The following is a 13873-nucleotide window of genomic DNA, read 5'->3' on the forward strand; positions in this document are numbered from 1 at the left end:
TCTTCTAATGAATGCGAACGGAGATAAGGTGAAAATGGAACAATTTTTGTTAGACAAAATCGAATGTGTGCGCATCAAGATGGTTGAAGAAGCTACTGTGCAGCGCAGTTTGACCCACTATAAAGTTGTTGCACTCAGCCATGAGCTAGACCGCTATATTGTACTGTATCAAAAGCTAAAGAAAAGAAAACACGGCGTCATTCAACAACGCAATGATTTAGTGATCGCCTATTAATCGCCAATTTGCTTGCCGCGGCCCTATAACAAACACAACCTGCCAAAGCGGACAAGCTATAGCGCTGAAATTCCACTGCGACCCGTGCCTGCCAAGCTCTGCATCGTGCAAACGTGAACAGGCACACGTGATTGAATAAAGCAGATCTGCCATACCCCGGGCCCCCGCTCGGGGTTACTTCTTTGTAACACAAAAACTTTCATGACCCTCCATCAGGTCACAGGATTTTGGTGAAAATTCCACAGCCTTGGGCAGTAAGTCGGCAAAATCGGACTGGAACGCAGGTGGCTAATCTTTATCTTCTGTAAGAGGGCTTAACCGCTATACAGCACATTGCACCAATCGGTGGCGATGCTTTCACAAAAAAAGAGACCCGCAGCAACGGGCTGCAGGTCTAAAGTGTATATTTTAAAGGGGGTCATATTTGTATTATAACCGTTAAATGTTAATACAAGATGAATGAAACATTTCATTTGTGTTACGAAATATTAGTTTCCCGACATCGCAAAAGGGGCTAATGTCACCTCCCCATCCGTGCTACATAAAATAGCTAACAGCATCGGACTTCAAGGAGGTAAATATGATTGAATATTGTCCTATTTGCAGAGGCTGGTACTATGTCGACATGAGCGCGGGAAGAGAGCAAACGATCATTGATGAATGGCAAGCTGTCTCCGTCCCTCCTGCACCTGCCCTGCAAGCCGTTGCGGTGAATCCGCAAACGACTGCTCTGCTTGTGCTCGATATGGAGACGACCATCTGCAACCAGCACCGCTGCATAGCCTCCATCCCCAAAATCAGCCATCTTGTGGGCGAAGCTCGCGCGAAGGGCATGCCAGTCGTCTACAGCCTGACAAGAGCAGGTCATCCCTCGGACATTGCCCCTGCGCTAACACCCGCTCCCGGCGAACCGATTGTGAAATCCAATGTCGATAAGTTTTATCAGACGAGGTTGGAGGAAATCCTGCGCCAGCGCGGAATCACTACGGTGATCGTGACCGGTTACGCGGCGAACGGCGCCGTCCTTCACACCGCAACGAGCGCAGCGTTCCGGGGCTTTGATGTCATAGTGCCGGTGGACGGAATGTCGGCAGGTGACCCGTATGCGGAACAGTACACAGCCTGGCATATGCTGAATAGCCCCGGCACCCGCAACCGCGCGACGCTGACGCAAATTAACATGATCCATATCGTATCAAGATAAGTTGATTTTCATGCAATAGTTGATAGTATTTTCTGTCCTCGTACATGCTATAATAAGGAAAAAAAGGAGTTGTTGCCTGTGTTAACAAGAACGCTGGGCCGATTAGGCCACCAAAGCTCCGTCGTCATGTTCGGGGCTGCCAGCTTGGGCTCCGTCACGCAAGCGGACGCCGATTCCTCGATTTCCTTTGCATTGGAGCATGGCGTCAATCACTTCGATACAGCAGCCAGCTATGGCGATGCTGAATTGCGGATGGGACCTTGGATGCCCAAGATCCGGGAGCAGATCTTCCTCGCCACGAAAACCGGCGAGCGTACGAAAGAGAAGGCGAAGGCTGAAATTTACCGTTCCTTGGAACGGCTGCAGACCGACCGCCTCGATCTTTTGCAACTGCATGCGGTAGGCGACATGGAGAACCTCGATCTGTGCACAGGCAAAGGCGGTGCGCTTGAAGCCGCTCTGGAAGCGAAGGAAGAAGGCATCGTGAAAGCGATCGGCATCACCGGCCACGGGCATCAGGCGCCAATTGTGCACCGCGAAGCTTTGTCCAGATATCCGTTTGACACCGTGCTGCTCCCTCTCAATTACTATCTGTATTCGCTTCCCGAGTACCGCGAAGCTTTCGACAAGCTGATGGAAGCCGCCGGACAATCGGGCGCGGCCGTTCGCGTCATCAAAGCGGTGGCCAAGGGACCGTGGGGCGAGCATCAGACGCGAACCCATGCCACCTGGTACGAGCCTTTTGATCAGCAGGATATCATTGATGCTTGCGTTCATTTTGTTATGTCTTTTCCGGGCATCGTCGGATTTGCCAGCGCAGGTGACATTCACCTGTTCCCCAAAATCGTCGAAGCTGCCGAGCATTATGGTCGCTTGAATGATGAGCGGGCAACAGCTATTTTACAGGCAATTAGCGGATACTCCAGCCCGTTTGGCGCCCCTACATCCATCGCGTAATTTACATATCTCGCCAAATTCAACCGTCCTTTTTTGGCTGCAACCTCTATTAGTGAACAACTCTTAAGACGACTGAATGAATATAATTCTTTTATGACCCTCTACCGGGTCACAGGCTATGATGAAATTTTCATAGCCTTTTTTTGTGTTTAAGCCCGTCATTGCGGGCTACAGGATAGGCACGCAGGGATGGTAAGATGGCAATGACCGTAAACACGCCAATACCCGTCCACTTACAGCAAAAGAGCTCGCTGCAATAAAGATCATTCAGGCAAGGAAATCGACTGTTTCCAGAACAGTAACTTACGCTGTTATCGCCAAAGAAAAAGACCGTTCGCAGCCTGTCGATTGGCTTAAACGGTCTTTTTCTTCAAGACTTCCCTCATGACTCGCGCTGCGTGCTCTGCCTGACGATCAGCCGTGGTGCCAGCACCGTCAGCTGCTGCGCCTTCTCCTTCTGAATCAATCGGGACAAAATCGCCAAAGCCGTCCTGCCCAGTTCATCGCTGTTTTGCGAGACGGTCGTTAGCTCCGGATTCATCGCCGAGGACAGCTGCGTATCGTCAAAGCCTGCGATCGCCAGTTCCTCAGGCACCCGGACGCCTCGGGTCAGCGCCGCCTTGATCGCGCCGATCGCCACATAATCGTTGATGCACACGACAGCCGTCGGGCGGCTCTGCATCGCGAGGATCTGCTCCATGCGCTGGTAGCCGCAAGCGATCGAGAAATCCCCGAGCCGGATCCAATCCTGGCGGTAAGGCAGCTGGTTTGCATGAAGCGTCTCTTTGAACGCTTGCAGCTTCTCCAGCGTCGTTGTCGTCGCCAGACTGCCGCCCAAGAAGCCGATCCGCTCATGCCCGAGCTCGATGAAGTGCCGCACCAACAGTTGGGTCCCCATAAACTCATCCGTCTTCACACGATGACAGGGATGCCCAGGCAGTGTACCGTTGATAAGCACGATCGGCGTTTTTTTCTGAATGTCGATCACTTCCTGCACCAGCGCATCCTGACACTGGCGCGCATTAATCCGACCGCCCATAAAGATGAGGCCATCCACTTGCCTCTCGCACAGCAAATGCAAGTACTCCGACTCTTTGTGCGGATCGCTGAACGTGTTGCATAAAAAGAGCGTGTATCCCAGCTTAAGCGCCGCCCGCTCCGCCCCGCCGAACACCTCGGAGAAGAACATATTGCTGCTATCCGGAAATAAGACGCCGATCATCCCCGTTCTTTTATTCACGAGACTGCGGGCCAGCGCGTTCGGCTGGAATTTGTGCTTTTCGATGATAGCCATAATTTTCTGCCGGGTAGACGCACGCACAGGAGCAGTGCCATTAAGAACACGGGAAACTGTGGCGACGGATACGTTCGCTTCCCTGGCAATATCATAGACGGTTATCGCTTCCAGAGGGACGCACTCTCCGTTACTTCTTTATTTACTGCTTTCGACCATCGTTTTAAAAGCGTCCAGCTGCTTCTGGACTTCCGCTTGCAGCTTATCGTAACCGGCGGCTTTGAGCTTCGCGCGGAAATCGTTCACGGCTTTCACCGGATCGCCGGCTTTGCCATACAAAATGGCTGGTCCCATTTGGCCAACGACTTGGGTAACGGCCGTCAATTCATTCGTAACAGGGGCTTTATCGAAAACAAAGCGGCCATATGGATACGGCTTCTTGATTTTGTCGTAAGCGGCGTACATATCGGCTTTGCCGGCATATTCGTTGCCGTCTGGAATTTCGTTCTTATCGATGCGTCCACCCCAGAAGTCGGAGTAGAAATCGTCGCGCTGCACGTCATAACCTTCCGGACGGTAGCGCTTGCCGTCTTTGACCACGTATTGCACGCCTTCAAGGCCGTAGTTCATCAGATGATAAATTTCAGGATCCTGACGGATCAAATCGTAGACCATCAGCGCGCGCTCCGGATGCTTGCTTTTTGCCCCGACGGAAGTCCCGCCGTGTGTGATCGACAGTGAGACCAAATTATTGCGGGTCGATGAGAACGGGTAAAATTGCAGATCAGAGCCAGGCTGCAGTTTATCCATTTTGACGCGCTCGCCGAGGAACGTTTGCGTGTGATGCTGATCGACAGCCGATTTGCCCGCTTCCAGCTCGGCACGGTTATCGCCTTTGTAGTTCAGCACGTCTTCGCGCCAGAACCCCTTGTCGCCCCATTCCTTCATTTGCTTGGCGAAATTGACAAAAGTATCGTCGAAGATCGGGCTATAGGCTGTATATTTCTCGTCATAGGACTTGCCATAAATGATGCCGAACATGCCCGTACTAACCGGAAGCTCGATCGCATCGGTATGCGAGTTGATGTAGCCGCCGGCAATATCTCCGCTGGTCCCGTTCGGGTCCCATGGCATAACGCCCGGCTTCTTATCCTTCACCCCTTGGAAGTATTTGCCGAGGGTCTCCCAATCTTTGATCGGCGTCGTAATTCCGAATTCTTTGGCCCAGTCCCCACGATACAAGAACCCGTGGTTGACCCACTGCGTATAGTGATCTTCTGGAATGAGCATGATCTGGTTCTTATACTTCGTCTCCGCCCAGTCCGTCGGCGGTACTTCCGTCCACGTTAACGGTGCATAGGTAGGAAGCAGCTTATCCAGCGGCATGAAAGCGCCCTTTTGGGCATTTTGCCACGTATCCAGCCAATCGGTAGCTACCGTAATCAGGTCGACCGGCTCCCCGGAAGCGAGCAGCAAGTTATATTTCGTTTGCCAATCCGCCCATTCCACCCATTTGATTTCCAGCTTGGCATTCGCCTTTTGCTTTAAGAGTGCATTGACCTTTTCCATCACTTTTTCAAATTGGCCATTCTTCGGCTTATCCCCGAGCATCACGTAACTAATCGTTTGGAACTCGGAAGTGTCAATCTTCCCTCCCGTTGCAGCCCCTGTCGCAGCAGCCGTGGCAGCGGTCGTTGCCGCCGGTTTGCTAGTGGCGCCGTTGGTGTCATTGTTCGAGCTGCTCGGTGTTGAGCAAGCGGTCAAACTTGCAGCCAGAGCCCCGGCCAGGGCGACGCTCAGCACATTTTTCTTTTTTCTCCACATACAAAAATGCCTCCCCATGATCATGATTGGTGTATACGAATAACCTTGTATACTTGCATGTCAGCCTTTTACAGCGCCAACGGTGATGCCTTTGATGAAGTACTTCTGCACCATCGGGTAGAACAAAATGACCGGACCTGTGGCGACGACCGCCGTCGCCATCTTCATCGATTCCAGCGGCATATCCCGGGGCTGGACGTTGGACGCGACCGAGGAGTTTTTAATAAAATCAGCGCTCGTGACAACGTTATAAAGAAATAACTGCAGCGGTCGGTATTTCATATCCGGTGAAAGGAACAGCATGGCATTGTACCATTCATTCCAATAGCCTAACGCAAGGAACAATCCAATCGTCGCCAGCGCCGGCGTGGTCATGGGTAGGATCAGCTTGATGAAGATGTGAAAATCCCCTGCCCCGTCCATTTTGGCCGACTCGGTAATCGCATGCGGGATCGAGGTGACGAAGCTTTTCATCATGATAATGAGAAATGGGCTCATAAGTCCTGGCAGCAGCACGGCAAGATAGTTATCTTTGAGATGCAGCCACTGCGTCATGATCAGGTAAAAGGGTACGACTCCGCCTTGGAACAGCGTTGTAAAGTAGATGAAGAAGGAGATGCGGTTCCGATATGGGAAATCCGGTCGCTGCAATGAATAACCCGTCATGGCGACGATGAACAGCCCGACAGCGGTTCCCACCACCGTAATCCCCAACGTAACTGCGTAAGAACCGACGATGATGCCGGGGTTATCGAACACAATTTTATATGCGAATGTACTGAACTCCCGGGGCCACAAATTATAGCCATGCAGTGTAATGGACTTCTCCGCCGTAAATGAGGTGCCGAGAACAAGCAAAAACGGCAGTAAACAGCATAGTGCGAATAGGCCGATAAAGACGTAGCCAAATGCCCGGACAGTCACCGAAGAGAAATCAGTTCCCCTCTGACGTGCGATAACTTGCTCCACTTTGGGTCCCCCCTTAGCTAAAAATAAATATTGACGCTAGCATGCGTTAGAACAGCGTATTCTCCGGAGACACCTTCTTCACCAGCCAGTTCGCCGTGATGACGATAAAGAAGCCAAACACGGACTGGTACAGACTGACGGCGCTGCCCAGCGAGAAGTTAAAATTGTTCATCAGCGAGCGGAACACGAACGTCTCAATAATGTCCGTAGCGTCGAACAAAGCGGTATTATTGGCGCCGACCAGGTTATAGAACAGCCCGAAATTCCCGCGCAGCACGCCTCCCAGGGAGAAAAGCAAGAGAATGACGAAGGTCGGCTTTAGCCACGGCAGCACAATATAGCGAATCCGCTGCACAGCGTTGGCGCCATCGATTTCCACCGCTTCAATGATCTCCGCGTCCAGCCCCATGATGGCCGCAAAATAGACGATCGAACCGTAGCCCGTCGACTGCCATAAAAACGTAATGACGATAATGAACGGCCAAATACTCGGATTCGAATACGTTTTGAGCGGTTCTGAGCCAAGCGATTTCAGCACGCCGTTCAGCAAACCGAAATCATAGCTGAGGATGTTATAAGCGATCAGGCCAACGAGCACGAAGGAAATAAAAAACGGCAGGAACATAAGTGATTGCGCAAGCTTTTTAAACCATTTTTTACGCAGCTCGTTAAGCAGAATGGCGACGCCGATTTGCAGCGTGTTGCCGATGAGGATGAACGCCAGGTTGTAGGCAATCGTGTTAAAGGTCAGCTTCCATAAGGCCCCGGAGGTAACCAAGAAATGGAAGTTGTCAAAGCCGACGAACGGCGAGCCGAAGATTCCCGAGCCGTAGTTGTAATTAATGAAAGCAAGATACAGCCCCGGCATGGGGAGATAGGACATCACGATGAAAAATAAGATCGCTGGCAAGCACATCAGCAGCAAGGTGCGGAATTTCCACATTTTGCGAAATGTCGTGCGCTTATTCGCTAGGACCGGCGCCTGTTCAAGACTTCCGGATGTGACGGCAGTTCTCATGTTTGCATACGCTCCTCTCCATTAACTTGCGGATACCGGGATGAATCGCAGCGGCTCCAGCGACGCCTCCTCGTCCTTACTTACCGCTTCCAGCAGAATGACGAGGCGGCTCGCTTCCGGCTGGTTGTGAAACCATGCGCCAGGCAGGTAGAAGGAATTGTCGCTACCCCCGCGGAAGATCGGGCGGTTCGCGCCGCCTGGCAGCCACAGGCGCCCGACCAGATGACCGTTTAAGAAAACGGTCAGTTTCATGTTGGCGCCGACTGCGTACACGCGCCAGCCAAGTCCATCGTTGTCGTCCTGGAGTTCACCGTACAACCACGCGACGGCTCCCGGCTTCAGCTTCAGCGATTTGTGCGCCTCCGTCGGCTTAGCCGATGCTTGTGAGGCCAGGGCATGCTGGAGCAATCCTTCCTCCTGGCAGCCCGCCAAGCTCCAGGCACGGGCTGCGATGCCTTCGTACAAGGTTATATGCCCGCTTATCTGGCCGTACGTCTTATCCAAAAAGAAAGTGAGCTGCGCGGTTTCTCCTCTTTTTACATAGGGAGTCAAATCAACATAGGGGTTCAGCGGATTCACTTGGCCGAGCGGGTACCCGTTGACATAGACGTAGGCATACGTGAAATTGCCCGGTGCATGCAGCACCCACGAGTCCGCTTCCCCGGACAGCCTAACCTGCTTGCGATAGCAATGATGGGCAGGCTGATCGGCGGACAACCACCCGCCGGCGCTCACCAGCGGCCAAGCTTCGTCATCCAGTTCAGACAGAACATACGCCGCCTTCTCATCCCCGGCTTGCAGCTGCTTAAAGCGCCAGTTCTGCATCAGATTGATCTCATGCGTAACGCCTGTAAGGCCAGTAAGTCCTTTCAAGCTGTTCAAATGCAAAGCCGGCAAGTTCGTGTCATGAAAATTCGTATGCCCCCAAATTTCAACACGCGCTGTCAAATTGTACTCGTCTGCATCAGCATCCTCGAGCGGCAGATAGCAGCTCGCTCCCCCCGGCGCTATTGTACCTACGTAGGTGTCGCCGGCATATAAGGAGATCACATCACTGGCCTGATGCAAAAGGAAGCCTTGGCAGCGATTCGCCGTCAGTCCTGCCCATTGCGCCGTGTACCAGGCAAAACCGCGATATATTCCGTTTTTTTCCAAAAAATCGACTGCATCTCCGATCCGCTTCCCGCCTTTGCCAGCCATCGATAAGAGCGGATCCACATCGCTGAGCGCCCAGGAAATCTCTGGCTCGTGTGGCTCTGCCGCCTGCTGTGCATAAGATTCGATGTGGAGCTGACCGTCCGCATCGATGCTTTCTAACAGCAGCGCTCGATCACGGCTCATCCCGACGATCTCTATAACGTGATCAACGGCTATGTGCAGCCACGCCCTTGCTTCCTGCTCAGCCGCCTGAAACGTCAGCGTCACTTGGCCGCCGGTTCCCTCATGCTCCTGCATGGCACCGGGCTCCAGCCGGACGTCCTGCTCGAAGGACAGGCGGATTTCGCCTTCTCCGGCGGTATGAAAGACGAGCAGGGTCCGGCCATCGAGCTGCTGGACCTGCAGCAGTTCAGCCGTCGCATAATCGAGCATTCCGCCTCCGGGGATGCCCCATGTATGCAGCGGAACTTGCAGCGGGAGAATCGGACAATGTCCGGATACGGCGACAAGTTTGCTGTATGCCGGTATAGGCGCGTCAGCCTCGCTCGCGATATCCGCTTGCGCATCGTTCTCGTCGACATTGGCGAGAAACAGCAGCTCCCCGCCGTGTTTTAACGCCAGCCGATCAGGCCCAGCTCCCGATGCTGTCGGAACCGCTTCTGCCAAGGAGCAGCCATAGGTCTGAATCACCCGCTGCTGCAGCCTGCCCTCATAAGCTTCCTGGCGGATATGCCCCTCAGGCGAGATCATGCCGTGGAAGTCATAATCCGAAGTGAGGAAGGATAGCGGATTGCCCCAGTTGTTGGCAGCGTTCGTGAAACCGAAGTTCGTGCCGGACGCTTGCAAATACGGTCCCAGCAGCTTAGCGCCGGCGGACAGCAATCTGCGCAGCAGAAAATGCGAGCGGTTCGTCTCGGTGACGAGCAGCGGATACCCGCGCTCCGCCAACCTTGCCTGATAAGTACGAACCTTCTCCACAAACACCGGATCACGATCATTCGGATAAAAATTGCACGTCGGCACCACTTGTTCCACGAATCCGGAAGCCTCCAGCAAACCCCCTTGCCCTGCGCAGGCAATCAGCGGTACGGAAATCCCATGCTGAAGCGCCATATCCCGCAATGCCGAGATGTACCCGTGCGGGTCAGCGCAAGGATAGAAGTCCAGCTCATTTTCCAGCTGCACGGCAATGACCGATCCGCCCTGCCCCTCCTCATACTTGCGGATGATCGGCATGATTTGTGCATACCACCTGGCCACATGCTGCAAATAGGCGGGATCATTTTGCCGCAGCTGCACGTGCGCTTGTGCCAGCAAGTAAGCCGGCAGCGCGCCGCCGTCCCATTCCGAGCAGATGTACGGGCCCGGTCTGGCGATGACCCAGAGACCGGCTTCCGCTGCCTCCTGCAAAAACTGACCGACATCCTTCTCTCCCGTGAAATCCCAGACACCTTCCTCGCTCTCATGGTGGTTCCACGGGAAGTACACATCAATCGCGTTGTAGCCGAAGCGTTTTATTTTGTGCAAGCGGTCTTTCCAGGTGCCCCGGGGCAAGCGAAAATAAAATAAAGAAGCGCAAAGGACGATTTCCGATTTTCCATGTATGCGCAATGCTTCAGGCGACAGCCTGATCACCGCGTCTTGACTTGCAGATAATGGCACGAGTGACCCCCCTTAACTTCGTTCTGGTATGATGAAACCCGTTTCATTCGCAGGCGTGTTGCTCTTCCCCTGTTGCTAGTATAAAGCTTAGATAAAGCGCTTACATTCAAGGAAACTCCAAAATATATAACAAAACTTAGAGGTTTCGTGGCTCTCCGCAACACAAAAAAGCTATGAATTGTAGCCCAATTCATAGCTTTTTTCCTTCAATAATTCACAGATTTTGTTATACATTTCACAGAAGTGGGGAATGGGACAGCCTGCCTCAACGACCAAGCGCACTGCGAAAGTCCGTCACCGTTCGTCCCTCCAGCTCTTTGAACACTTTGCAAAAATAAGAGACTTCCTGAAACCCGGTTTTTTCGGCTACTTCATAAACTTTCATGGCGGAATCTTGAAGCAGCAGCTTCGCTCTGCGGATCCGGCAGCGATTGATATATTCGATAATGCGCATGCCTGTCTCTTGCTTAAATAAGTTGGATAAATAATTGCTGCTGAGATGCAGCACTTCCGCCATTCGTGCTACCGTAATATCTTCCGCATAATGTTCATCAATGTATCGCATCGCCGCCTGAATCTCTTTTCGCATGACAGCTTGATCACGCCCCGACTCTAACCCGCTTCGATAGAGGTCAAACAACACTTGTTTCACTTGATCCAACTGCGGCAACCCTTCCATCCACTGTACGAGCTGCTTATGGGCCAACTCCAACTGTGGCGAAGGCGTCTGACGCTCCAGCGCATAGGTCTTGACCAATAGAGCCGCCTCCAACAGCAATGGCTTCAGTTCTGCAAGCGGCGGCCTCCGCCCCATCAAGGCCAGAAAAAACTGCTCTAAGGCAGCCTCCCCTTCGGCCTGTACGCCGCTTTTCATGGCCGCATTTAGCGGGCCGAGCGGGACCGGCTCATTTGCATGTCCGGCCTCACGACGGTTTCTTCCAGAATATGTATATAAGCTTCCCGCTCCTTCATAAACCGACTGCTCCAGAGCTGCTTCCGCCTGTGAATATAGCGAAGACCAGTCCTTCAAGCTGCAGCCGATTGCGCTAATCCCCGCCGTTACCGTGCCTTTCATGCGGGAGACAAGCTGGGAAGCCAGTCTTCGCGTCTCCTCCATGCCCTTCCGCTCACTCTTGTCCGCCGGCAGCGCAGCGATGACGACCGTCCGCTGGTGCCGAATCGGGATAACCATCGTGCGCATCCCATCCGCGACTTCATCAGGCATGTTCTCGAACATTCCCTCGATGAGAATGACGGCCGTCGGGCCGGATAGGATGGGAAAATGAATCGCAGCTGCTTGATGATCCATCTCTTCGGCCGTGCTCATCTCGCCGAGCAGCAGCTTACGCCCCAGCAGCACCTGCATTTCCTGCCAATTGGCCTCCCGGATATGCGCTTGCTTCCGCTGCTGCCGATCCGCCATAATTTTATCTTTCATATGCAGCAAAAGCTCCTGTAAAGCGCCTGGTTCGAGATCATGCTTCAATAAATAATCTTCAGCCCCCAGCTTTAACGCTTCCTTCACAAAGCGGAAGTCATCATAGGAGCTGAGCGCTACGATTTTGATGCCTGCATCCTTTTGCTTAACCTGACGGATGAGTTCAATTCCGTTCATCTCCGGCATGGTGATATCGGTCACAATGAAATCCACTTGCTGCTGCTGCAAAATCTCAAGGGCATGTACGCCATTGAGCGCCTCGCTCACAATCGTGAATCCGTAATCTTCCCAACGAATAATGGAAGAAATCGCATAGCGATAGATGGCATTATCCTCTACGATCATCGCGTTCAACATGCTCATCTCTCCTTTGCCGGTGCATTCTATACGGAATGTGCACAATCGCTTTCGTGCCGGCGCCAAGGGCGCTCTCATAACGCAGCCCGTACTCGGTCCCATAATACAATCGAATGCGTTCATGGACGTTGTGAATGCCGATGCTGGTCACGCCTGGCACGGATTCTTTCCTCACTTCGCGATTTAACAGCTGATCCGCCTGCTGCTGCGTCATCCCTACCCCATTATCCTCGACAGTGAGGAACAGGCTCGTATCCGCCACCCTCGCTGTAACTCGGATGCGTCCGCTGCCCTTGGACATTTCGATGCCGTGCAATATCGCGTTCTCGACCAAAGGCTGCAGGATAAAATAAGGTACTTCGCATTGTCCTAGCTGCTCCTCCACCTCGTACGCCATTTGCAGCGCATCCCCGTACCCGATCTTCTGGATATACAAGTAGTTCTGGAGAAGCGTAATTTCCTGCTCCAGACTGTGGAATTCCCCCACACGGCGAACGGAGGATTTCAACAAGTCGATCACTGAAGTAATCATCCGCTCGATCTCCAGTTGTCCGTACATGCGGGCGTACCATTTGACCGTACCTAACGTGTTATATAAAAAATGCGGATTGATCTGGCTGAGCAGCGCCGTATACTCTGCTTGCTGTTTGGCGATCTGCTCCTTATACACCGTGTTGATGAGCTCATGAATGCGCGCCAGCATGAAATTAAAACGAACGGACAGGATGCCGATCTCATCCCTGCCGAGCGGTACAATGCGGACATCAAAGTTGCCGTCTTCGACTTTGCGCATCGTCTGCTCCAAAATTTTAATATTGCGCGTTGACGAATTGGACAGCTTCACGGCAATCCCCGTTGAAATTAGCACCGCCAAGAATGAAACCACGACGATGACCAGAACCAAAAGACGCGTATCCGATAGCAGCACGGACATCGGAATGAAGATCAACACCCGCCAGCCCAGATTGGCGGTGCGCTCCTGCACGAACAAGTAACTGCCTGACCCGGCATGCACCACCTTGGCCATCGAGGCATCGGCTTCTTGCAGCGTTTCGTTCACATTGTTCCGTATGAGCGAATCCGTATCCGGATCGCCGCCTGCCAGCCATTCGTTAAAAGGATTCAGAATCGCCACATTGTTCGGTTTCATGATCGAGCTGCCGCTCCCCAGCGACAGGAAATATTCCGCATCCATGCTGAAAATAATCGTGCCCAAGCTGCGGTCAATCTGGCTGATATCGGTAAAATCGCGCACCAGCAGCACCTCGTTGCGATTGCGAAAAGATGGCGACCAGCCCATATTCGCCCCATGATCGGCCAAATACTCCGCCCCGCTTCCGGTGATGCCGGCGACATCCTGCACATCCAGCGTATGGTCCAGCCCTTTTTTATTTTCCCACCAGTAGATCTGCCCTTTCTCGGTTCGAATCATAATGGCATTCATGTAAGGATTGCCGTTCCCGTACTGGGCCAGCAAAAACTCCATCCGGCTGCGGTATGCCGGGTAGTTGTCGCTCGTCACCGATTCTCCTTGCTCGGCCACAATTTCCCGAATGCTGCTGTCGCTAAGCACATAGACCGAAGAAGCAAACACTTCTTTCGCTCTGCTCTCAATATTATCCGAGATTTGATGAATCACCTGCATCGAAAGATCTCTTGTGTTGGCTTCGATAAATTTCGTAGAGGCATAGATCGCAGCGCCGCCTATGGCCGTGGAAATAAAGAGAATGAGTATCATATTGGACAAAAAGATTTTCGTGCGAAAACGCAAGTCCTTAATCCGATCGGGATGCCACCATCGTACAGCCACTCGCACA

Annotated in this window: 10 protein-coding genes; 3 read left to right on the forward strand and 7 right to left on the reverse strand. The window is 52.8% G+C overall.

Annotation, left to right across the window (positions count from 1 at the left end; translation table 11 throughout):
* The first annotated feature begins 34 nt into the window (after positions 1 to 34).
* The 3 genes from O9139_RS32930 to O9139_RS32940 all read left to right on the forward strand — a co-directional run bounded on the left by O9139_RS32930 (position 35) and on the right by O9139_RS32940 (position 2396).
* Entirely contained in the window at positions 35 to 235 is a 201-nt protein-coding gene (locus tag O9139_RS32930; protein ID WP_270885973.1) for an aspartyl-phosphate phosphatase Spo0E family protein, read from the forward strand.
* A gap of 580 nt (positions 236 to 815) precedes the next feature.
* Positions 816 to 1439, forward strand: a complete 624-nt coding sequence (locus O9139_RS32935; RefSeq protein WP_270885974.1) for a cysteine hydrolase — start codon at positions 816 to 818, stop codon at positions 1437 to 1439.
* Between the two features lie 78 nt (positions 1440 to 1517).
* On the forward strand, positions 1518 to 2396 hold the full coding sequence (locus O9139_RS32940; protein WP_270885975.1) for an aldo/keto reductase: 879 nt from the start codon (positions 1518 to 1520) through the stop codon (positions 2394 to 2396).
* Positions 2397 to 2778: 382 nt separating this feature from the next.
* Here the strand turns inward: O9139_RS32940 and O9139_RS32945 are convergent, their stop codons facing one another.
* The 7 genes from O9139_RS32945 to O9139_RS32975 form a co-directional block, all read right to left on the reverse strand.
* Positions 2779 to 3804 (reverse strand): LacI family DNA-binding transcriptional regulator, encoded by a 1026-nt coding sequence (locus O9139_RS32945; protein ID WP_270886026.1) that lies wholly within the window; start codon positions 3802 to 3804, stop codon positions 2779 to 2781.
* A 24-nt stretch (positions 3805 to 3828) separates the two neighbouring features.
* A complete protein-coding gene (locus tag O9139_RS32950; protein WP_270885976.1) occupies positions 3829 to 5454 on the reverse strand; it encodes an ABC transporter substrate-binding protein in 1626 nt (541 codons plus the stop codon).
* A gap of 60 nt (positions 5455 to 5514) precedes the next feature.
* Positions 5515 to 6423: a carbohydrate ABC transporter permease gene (locus tag O9139_RS32955; RefSeq protein ID WP_270885977.1), complete on the reverse strand. Its 909-nt coding sequence runs from the start codon at positions 6421 to 6423 to the stop codon at positions 5515 to 5517.
* 46 nt (positions 6424 to 6469) lie between these two features.
* Entirely contained in the window at positions 6470 to 7441 is a 972-nt protein-coding gene (locus O9139_RS32960) for an ABC transporter permease (protein WP_377523835.1), read from the reverse strand.
* Positions 7442 to 7462: 21 nt separating this feature from the next.
* Positions 7463 to 10261: a beta-galactosidase gene (locus O9139_RS32965; protein ID WP_270885978.1), complete on the reverse strand. Its 2799-nt coding sequence runs from the start codon at positions 10259 to 10261 to the stop codon at positions 7463 to 7465.
* A gap of 265 nt (positions 10262 to 10526) precedes the next feature.
* Entirely contained in the window at positions 10527 to 12056 is a 1530-nt protein-coding gene (locus O9139_RS32970) for a response regulator transcription factor (RefSeq protein ID WP_270885979.1), read from the reverse strand.
* Positions 12028 to 13866, reverse strand: coding sequence for a sensor histidine kinase (locus O9139_RS32975; protein ID WP_270885980.1), 1839 nt, complete (start codon positions 13864 to 13866; stop codon positions 12028 to 12030). The genes O9139_RS32970 and O9139_RS32975 overlap by 29 nt, the downstream gene beginning before the upstream one ends.
* Between the last annotated feature and the right edge of the window lie 7 nt (positions 13867 to 13873).

This window comes from Paenibacillus aestuarii, from assembly GCF_027789125.1.
Lineage (GTDB): Bacteria > Bacillota > Bacilli > Paenibacillales > NBRC-103111 > Paenibacillus_E > Paenibacillus_E aestuarii.

Bases quoted from the DNA above. Each gene is read 5' to 3' on its own strand.
- O9139_RS32970 (WP_270885979.1), bottom strand. From the start codon at position 12,056: ATGTTGAACGCGATGATCGTAGAGGATAATGCCATCTATCGCTATGCG.
- O9139_RS32935 (WP_270885974.1), top strand. From the start codon at position 816: ATGATTGAATATTGTCCTATTTGCAGAGGCTGGTACTATGTCGACATG.
- O9139_RS32950 (WP_270885976.1), bottom strand. From the start codon at position 5,454: ATGTGGAGAAAAAAGAAAAATGTGCTGAGCGTCGCCCTGGCCGGGGCT.
- O9139_RS32930 (WP_270885973.1), top strand. From the start codon at position 35: ATGGAACAATTTTTGTTAGACAAAATCGAATGTGTGCGCATCAAGATG.
- O9139_RS32960 (WP_377523835.1), bottom strand. From the start codon at position 7,441: ATGAGAACTGCCGTCACATCCGGAAGTCTTGAACAGGCGCCGGTCCTA.